Source organism: Humidesulfovibrio sp., assembly GCF_035560995.1.
Lineage (GTDB): Bacteria > Desulfobacterota > Desulfovibrionia > Desulfovibrionales > Desulfovibrionaceae > Humidesulfovibrio.
Genome location: NZ_DATMYK010000352.1, coordinates 1 through 6,910, shown reverse-complemented (window position 1 = coordinate 6,910; position 6,910 = coordinate 1). Strand labels below are relative to the sequence as shown.

Below are 6,910 nucleotides of genomic sequence, written 5' to 3'. Positions count from 1 at the left end.
TGAACCCCGCCAGGGGGTATGCACCCCCTGGACCCGCGTGCCAAGCGAAATGCCCCTGACGCGCAAGGCGCGTCAGGGGCATTTCGCTTGGAGAGGCCTCGTGGGAAGTGCCGCGGCACCCCCTGAAAAGTCTTTGGAAAGGGGGTCCGGGGGGAGAACCTTTCTTCAGAAAGGTGTCCCCCCGGTTCGCCTTCTTCTTACAGCGGGCTTACAACGGATAGTCCAGCGCTTCCGGGATCATGACCCCGGTGATGGCTTCGCCGGCGCGGTCGCGGGCGAGGCGGGCCCCGGCCAGGGAGGCGTCCACGGCCGCGCGCAGGGCCGGGAATTCGCCGGCTTCGGGGGCGCTGGTGTAACCGTACACCAGCTCGGCGCAGACGCGGGCGACTTCACCGGCGGCGCGGGCGTTCATCATGGTGGCCAGATCGGCGAAGAAGCCCACGGTGTCGTCCAGGCTTTCGGCCAGGAGCGGATTCTCCGGGCCCTTCACCTTCAGTTCGCGCACGTCGTCCACGAAGGAGCGCGCGGCCACCAGCCAGCTGATGGCGTCGGCCATGGGGAAGGTGACGCCCTGGCGGTTGCCGGAGAAGAGCTTCTTGCCCTCGGCGTCCTTGGCGTTCTGCAGGTGGTTCAGGGTCCACATCCACAGGCGCATGGCCTGGGCCAGGGCCTTGGTTCCGGCCTGGGGCCAGGTGGCGGCCATGGAGTCCAGTTCCTTGATCCAGTGACCCATGAGGGCCAGGAACACGGGATTGCCCATGGTGGCGGTGAGGTGGCGGCGCTGCACGACCTCGGGGCCTTCGTAGGTGGCCTCCAGCTGGCAGTCGCTCCATTTCTGGAACAGGAAGCCGGGGCAGTCCTCGGTGACGCCGTAGCCGCCCACCAGGGACACGGCCTCGCGCATCATGTTCGCGCCCACGCCCGGGCACCACAGCTTGCAGGCCGGGATGAGCACGTTGGTCTCGGCGTCGAGCACGATGCACTGCACGAAGATGTCGGCTTCAAGCTCGGCGAAGCGGGCGGCGTCGCGCTTGTCCTCGGGGGTGTAGAGCAGGTCGAGGTATTCCAGGACCTGGGGCTCCATCTTCTTAAGGGCGCTCATCTGGGCGCGCGGGCCGGTGATGCCCTGCTCGTGGAAGCGGGCTTCCTTCTCCTTCTCCAGCGGGTCCAGCAGGTCGGCCTTGCGGGAGGCGTCGAAGCCGAGGGAGGACCCGGCCTCGCCCACAGCCCAGAGGTCGGCCAGGCGCTGGCAGGCGTCTTCCTTCATCTGCAGGCCCTGGTCGAAGCGCGGGGTGCCGGGCTGGGCGTCGCCGCCGCGGAAGCGCGTGCGGTGGTAGCGGATGATGGGCTCGATGGCGGAGAGCAGCTTGGCCGAGCTCATGACGCCGACGGGGATGCGCGTGCGGTGGAACACGCTGCCGATGATCTCGGCGTGGGAGTGGTTGGGGACGATGACGCCGTCCTTCACGGTGTAGCCGCCGATGATGCGGCTGGCGGGCACCTTGAGGCTCATGATGGGGTCGCAGGTGCTGGAGAGCTGGTGCACCATCTTCTTGGTCACTGCGCCGCGGTCGAAGGTGCCGGGGTCGCCCTCTTCGAGGATGACCATGCAGGAGCCCTTGATGCGCGGGTCATCGCTCACCACGGCGGCGGTGACGAAGTTGGCGAAGTCCATGCCGGTGATGAAGCGGCCGCGCTTGTCCACCTGGAGCAGGGGCTCCTGGCCGTCGGCCCACTCGGCCACGCGGATCTTGCTGGTGAGGATGCCGGTGTCCACGCCCACGAAGGGCAGGGGCTCGGTGAGGGCGAAGGCCCCGCGCATGGTCTTGCGGCCTTCGGCCGGGCAGGCCAGGCCCATGTAGTGGTCGCGCTGCTCCGTGGTGCCCTTTTCATGGATGGGGGCCAGGGCCAGGTTGGTGGCCAGGCCGCAGGTGGCCGCGCCCGCGTCCACCCAGGAGAGTTCGAAGGTGGTCAGGCTGAGGGCGAAATTCTTGGGCCCGTCGATGTACCCGCCCTGGGTGGTGTCCATATAGAGGGCGGTGAGGCCGGAGGCGTCGAAGGCGTCGAGCAGGGTGTCCTTGCGCTCGTCCCACTCGTGGGTGTTGCGCGCACCGTCGGCCACCATGCGGGCCACATGGCCGCGGGCCACGCCGCGCGCGGACTGGACAACCATCTGCAGGTCGTAGCGGTCGGTGTAGCGCCACATGATCTGGCGGACGTCATCACCGGGCAGGGTCGCGAGCTTGCTCATGCTGAAACCTCGAACGTGCTGATTTTGTTATGGCAATGCGCTGGGCAGGGTGCCGAATGTGAGGGCTCAAATACGGCATTCGGCGGCCCCCGTCAAAGGCTATTTGGTTTCGCGGGGTTTGGAGGCCGGCCCGGGGTGAGAAACGCGGGCCTCAATCAATAGACCCGTCGCAGGTGGCGTCTTTTCACGGCGCGCGGTCACCCGTGTCAGTCAATACGTTCTGCGTAGTCCGCGGCCATGCGGACGGCGGCGAAGCGCCTGCCGCCGCGCGCGCGGGCCTCGCGGCCCAGGCGGCGCGAGAGGGCCGGATCGGCCAGCAGCCGGATGGCCGCGCCGATGAAGGACGCGCCGTCTCCCGCCTGCGCCAGCAGCCCGGTCTCCTCGTGGCGCAGGATCTCCGGCACGCCGCCCACGGCGAAGCTCACCACGGCCAGTTCCTGGGCCGCGGCTTCCAGCAGCACCAGCGGGTGGTTGTCCGCCAGGGTGGGGTAGATGAGGGCGTCCGCCGCGCGCATGAGCAGAGACAACCTGTTGCGGTCCACATAGGGCCAGACGCTCAAGCCGTCGCCGCTCCAGGCCTCGTCGCCGCCCACGGCATAGGCCAGGGCCTGGGGCGCGCCCTGGCGCACGGCCTGCCAAAACTCCAGCCAGCGCGGGCCGGACTTGTACGCCGCGCGCGCGCCGCCATGGGCCGCAAACAGCGCCACCCGCGCCGCGGGTGCGATGCCCAGCGCCTGCCGGGCCAGTGCCTTGGGCGTCAGCGCGGATGCCTCCGGCCAGGGCACGCCGTTTGGGATGACGTGCACTGGGAGTTCGGGCAGGACCTGCCGGGCCAGCCCGGCCAGCCAGCCGGAGGGGCTGACGAGCAGCGGGGCCAGGCGGCGCAACTGGTCCAGGGTCTGGGCCTGCCGTGCCGGAGCCGCGGGGAAATCGCGCGGGCAGGGCTCGGCGCAGGCCGGGAAATGCGGGCAGTCCAGCGGATAGGCGCAGCCGCCGGTGAGGGGCGTGGCGTCGTGCAGGGTGAGGATGACGCGGCGCGCGCCGGTGCGGGGCGGCAGTTCCGCCAGCAGGCCCGCCAGCATTTGCGGCCAGTCGGTGCTGGTGTGCAGGTGCAGCAGGGCGTCTTCGGCGAGCGCGGCGAGGGTGCTTCCCAGTTTCTCCGGAGGCGTGGGGCCGAAGAGGGGGAGGGCTGGAGCAAGATCCGACGGGGCGTCCCCTGTTCCGTCCAGGGCCTCGGGGTCGTTCTCCGCCACCTCGAAGGACAGGCGGGCGTCGTGCCCGGTGGAACGCTGCGCGGCGGCCAGCAGCCGGGCCACGCGCACCGCCCCACCCCGGTGGGGCAGCGCGGCGTGGTGCACGATGACGCGGCCCATGCGCGGCGGCCTAGGTCCCGGCCTGGCCAGACTGGCTAGGCTGGACGGACAAGTCGGCCTCCAGCAGGTCGTGCTTCAGGGCCCACAGGATGTGGTAGGCGGCGCGCTCCTCGTCCAGGCCGGGGCAGAGCTCGCAGAAGCGTCCGGAAAGCGCCTGAGCGGTCTCGCCCTTGCGGGCCAGGAACACCAGCTTGCGGATGGCCTCGGCCTCCAGCAGGCTGTCCAGTCCGGCATAGAGCAGCGGGAACTCGCGTCCGCCCAGCAGCGCTGCGCCGGTGCGGCCGGGTCTGAGCCTGTCGCCGGGCTCAAGCCCGCGCGTGGGGTAGGGGGCGAACACGCGGGAATAGGGCAGCTGCAAGGGGTGCGGCACGTGGCGCAGGGTTTCGATGTCCGGCGCGGGCAGGGCGCGCAGTTCGTCCCACAGCTCCAGGTGCTGGCGGATGACGTCCGGCCAGAGGAAGTGCGCGCGCACGCGTTCGCGTCCGGCCTCGCCCATGCGTCGGCGCAAGGCGGCGTCGGCGATGAGCGCGCCTAGAGCCCGGGCCAGCTCCGGCGCGCAGACCACGGTGCGCTGCGCCAAAAGCAGATGGTACTGGTTGTCGAACAAGAGCGGGGCCAGGCGGTCCACGAAGTCGTCGCTTTCCGCCGGGGCCGCGCCCAGGGTGGGCACCAGCAGACCGGTTTCGCCGTGAGCCACGAGATCGCGGTAGCCGTCGTAGTCCGAGGCCACGACGGGGAGGCCCGCTGCCTGGGCTTCCAGAAGGGTGATGCCGAAGGTTTCCTGCGGATTGTCGGCGATGGACACGAAGAGGTCGCAGGCTGCGAGGATGTCGTTCTTGCGGCGCTCGCCGGGGCGCAGCTCCAGGCGCACGTCGAGCCCGATCCGCGCACCCATGTCGGTCAGGGTCTGGGGGAAGGGGTCGTTCTCATCGGCCCAGCCGGCCACCACCAGGGAGACCGAGTCGCGCGGGAGGCGGGGCTCCTCCGCGAACAGGCGGCTCACGGCGCGGATGAGCGGCAGCAAGTCCATCTTGGAGGCGTGGGACACCCGGCCAAGCACCAGAATCAGCGTGCGGTTTTGTGGCAGGCCCAGGCGTGCGCGCAGGGCGGTCTTTTCCGCTGGCGTGGGCAGCGGGTGGGCCAGGCAGTCCGGGTCGAGCCCCAGGGGCACGCGGCGGATGCTCGGGCCTTTGATGTGCTCCAGCGCGTAGCCCGCGCGCAGGTGCGCGAAAAAGCCCTCCACCGCCAGCCGCCCAGCCTCGGAGGTGGCGATGATGCAGTCGCGCGCGGTGGCCCCGGCCCACAGGTGGCGCAAAAAGGCCTGGGGATAGTCCGGGTAGGACAGGGAGTGCACCGGCCCGGTGATGGGAAAGATTTCCGCGCTGTAGGCGTTGCGCAGCCGGGCGATGTGCGCGGGGTGGTTGATGCAGTCCGACTGGTGGAAACAGAAATATGACGTATCGGCCAGGCGTGCGGGCAGCTCGCGGCGGTCCATGAGCCGGAAGCGGCCCTCCTTGGCGATATCCGGCGCGAGCTGGGCCAGGTTTTCCGCCAGGGAGTCGCGCAGGGGCTTGTCGGCGATGAAGAAGTGGTAGGCCTCGAAGGGGTCAGCCGCCAGCAGGAAGCGCAGAAAGCCGACATTGGCCACCCTGCGGCCCAAAATGGCGCCGTCTTCCATGAAGGGATCCAGGGTGCCGAATACGCCGGGCTTTCTCATGGCTGAGACAAAGCCATAGACGGCGATTTTTGTCAAAGCCCGCTACCGGGGAAACGGTCTCGGCATCCTTTGCCGCTGGAGCGCCTTTTGCATCATACGAACTGCTACGCAGTACGTCACAGGAGGCGTTGGGTCATGCACAGAAGCGAACATCCTGAAATCATGTGGGGTCTTGGGCTCGACCCGGACACGGCGGCGCTTATTGAAGAAAGCGCCGGGCCGGGGTTCGCCCTGCGCAATCTGCCCCCGGACGCCGTGGCCTGGATGCGCGGCCAGGAAGGCCGCAGCCAGGCTGCCTGGATTCCCCAGCAGGTGTGGGAGGGGCTGTCAAAAGTCCGTCGCCGCTCCTGCCGGGCTGTCGATTCCGTGCGCCGCATCCTGCTGGTGCCGGAAAGCGCCGAGCCCCTGGAAACCGAGCATGTGCTGTCCGAGGGTTTCCTCACCGCCGTGCGCCTGCCGCTGACGCGCTACAAGGTGCGCGACGCCCTTTTACGCCTGCGCGAGCTGGATTCCCTTTCCGCCGACCTGCGCCGAAAGACAGAGGAGATCACCCTGGAGCGCGAACTGCTCTCGCGCAAGGGCAACCACCTGAGCTTTTTGAACCGCGTGCTTTCCCGCGCCTCGGCTTCCCTCGACACGGGCACCATTCTGGCCAAGGCCAGGACGGACCTGCGCCACCTGCTGCCCGTGGACGTGCTGTGCGCCGTATTCTGGAGCCGGGCCGACAGCGGTCCCGGGCTGGACGCGGAGCTGTACCTGCACTGCCGCATGGCTCCGTTGGAGCATGCCGCCTGGGAAGGGGTGCTGCTTGCCGGGGCCGAGCGCCTGGGCGGCGCCAATGTGGCCGAACACCGGCAGTATTGCCTGACCCCCGGCAAGAACCTGCGCCAGACCCCACTGCCCGGCAGCGGGCGCTTGCTCATGCTGCCCCTGGCCGCCGGGGGCGAAAGCTTCGGCTGCCTGGCCATCCTGACCCAGAAGGGACTGCGGCTGGCCAAGGACCAAGTGCAGACTCTGAACGCCGCGGTGAACCATCTGGCTCTGGCCCTGCGCAACGCGCTGCTGTACCGGCAGGTCAAGAGCATGGCCGACCATGACGGCCTGACCAGGATCGCCAACCGCCGCCGCTTCGAGGAGCGCCTGGACGAGGAGGCCCAGCGTCATGGCCGCTACGAGCTGCCGCTGTCGCTCATCTTGTTCGACCTGGACCATTTCAAGACCATCAACGACACCTTCGGCCACCAGACGGGCGATGCGGTGCTTCGGGGCACGGCCTCGCTGCTGCTGGAAAGCCTCCGCGGCTCGGACTTTCCGGCGCGCTACGGCGGGGAGGAGTTTGCGGTGATTTTGCCGCACACCAGCCGCGAGCAGGCTGCGCTGCTGGCCGAACGCATCCGCCTGCGCCTGGCGCAGCGCGACTTCGGCGAGTGCAAGGAGGCCGTGCGGCTGACCGTGAGCGCCGGAGTGGCCGCCCTGGAGCCGGGCGCGCAAGGGCGGGAGCTTGTGTCTTTGGCGGATCAGGCCCTGTATCTGGCCAAGAATGGCGGCCGCAACCGCGTGGTGGTGGCC

4 protein-coding genes are annotated in these 6,910 nt (G+C 69.3%); 1 reads left to right on the top strand and 3 read right to left on the bottom strand.

All coding sequences use genetic code 11. From position 1 onward, the window contains the following. Positions 1–208: 208 nt before the first annotated feature. From VN419_RS13935 to VN419_RS13925, 3 genes are all read right to left on the bottom strand, one after another. On the bottom strand, positions 209–2,251 hold the full coding sequence (locus tag VN419_RS13935) for an acyl-CoA dehydrogenase family protein (RefSeq protein WP_325647822.1): 2,043 nt from the start codon (positions 2,249–2,251) through the stop codon (positions 209–211). A 206-nt stretch (positions 2,252–2,457) separates the two neighbouring features. Continuing rightward, entirely contained in the window at positions 2,458–3,624 is a 1,167-nt protein-coding gene (locus VN419_RS13930; RefSeq protein WP_325647821.1) for a glycosyltransferase, read from the bottom strand. 10 nt (positions 3,625–3,634) lie between these two features. Then, positions 3,635–5,302: a glycosyltransferase family 4 protein gene (locus VN419_RS13925; RefSeq protein ID WP_325647820.1), complete on the bottom strand. Its 1,668-nt coding sequence runs from the start codon at positions 5,300–5,302 to the stop codon at positions 3,635–3,637. 174 nt (positions 5,303–5,476) lie between these two features. On the opposite strand from VN419_RS13925, the gene VN419_RS13920 reads away from it, so the two are divergent. Beyond that, the coding region (locus VN419_RS13920; protein ID WP_325647819.1) for a GGDEF domain-containing protein at positions 5,477–6,910 on the top strand (1,434 nt) is incomplete at its 3' end.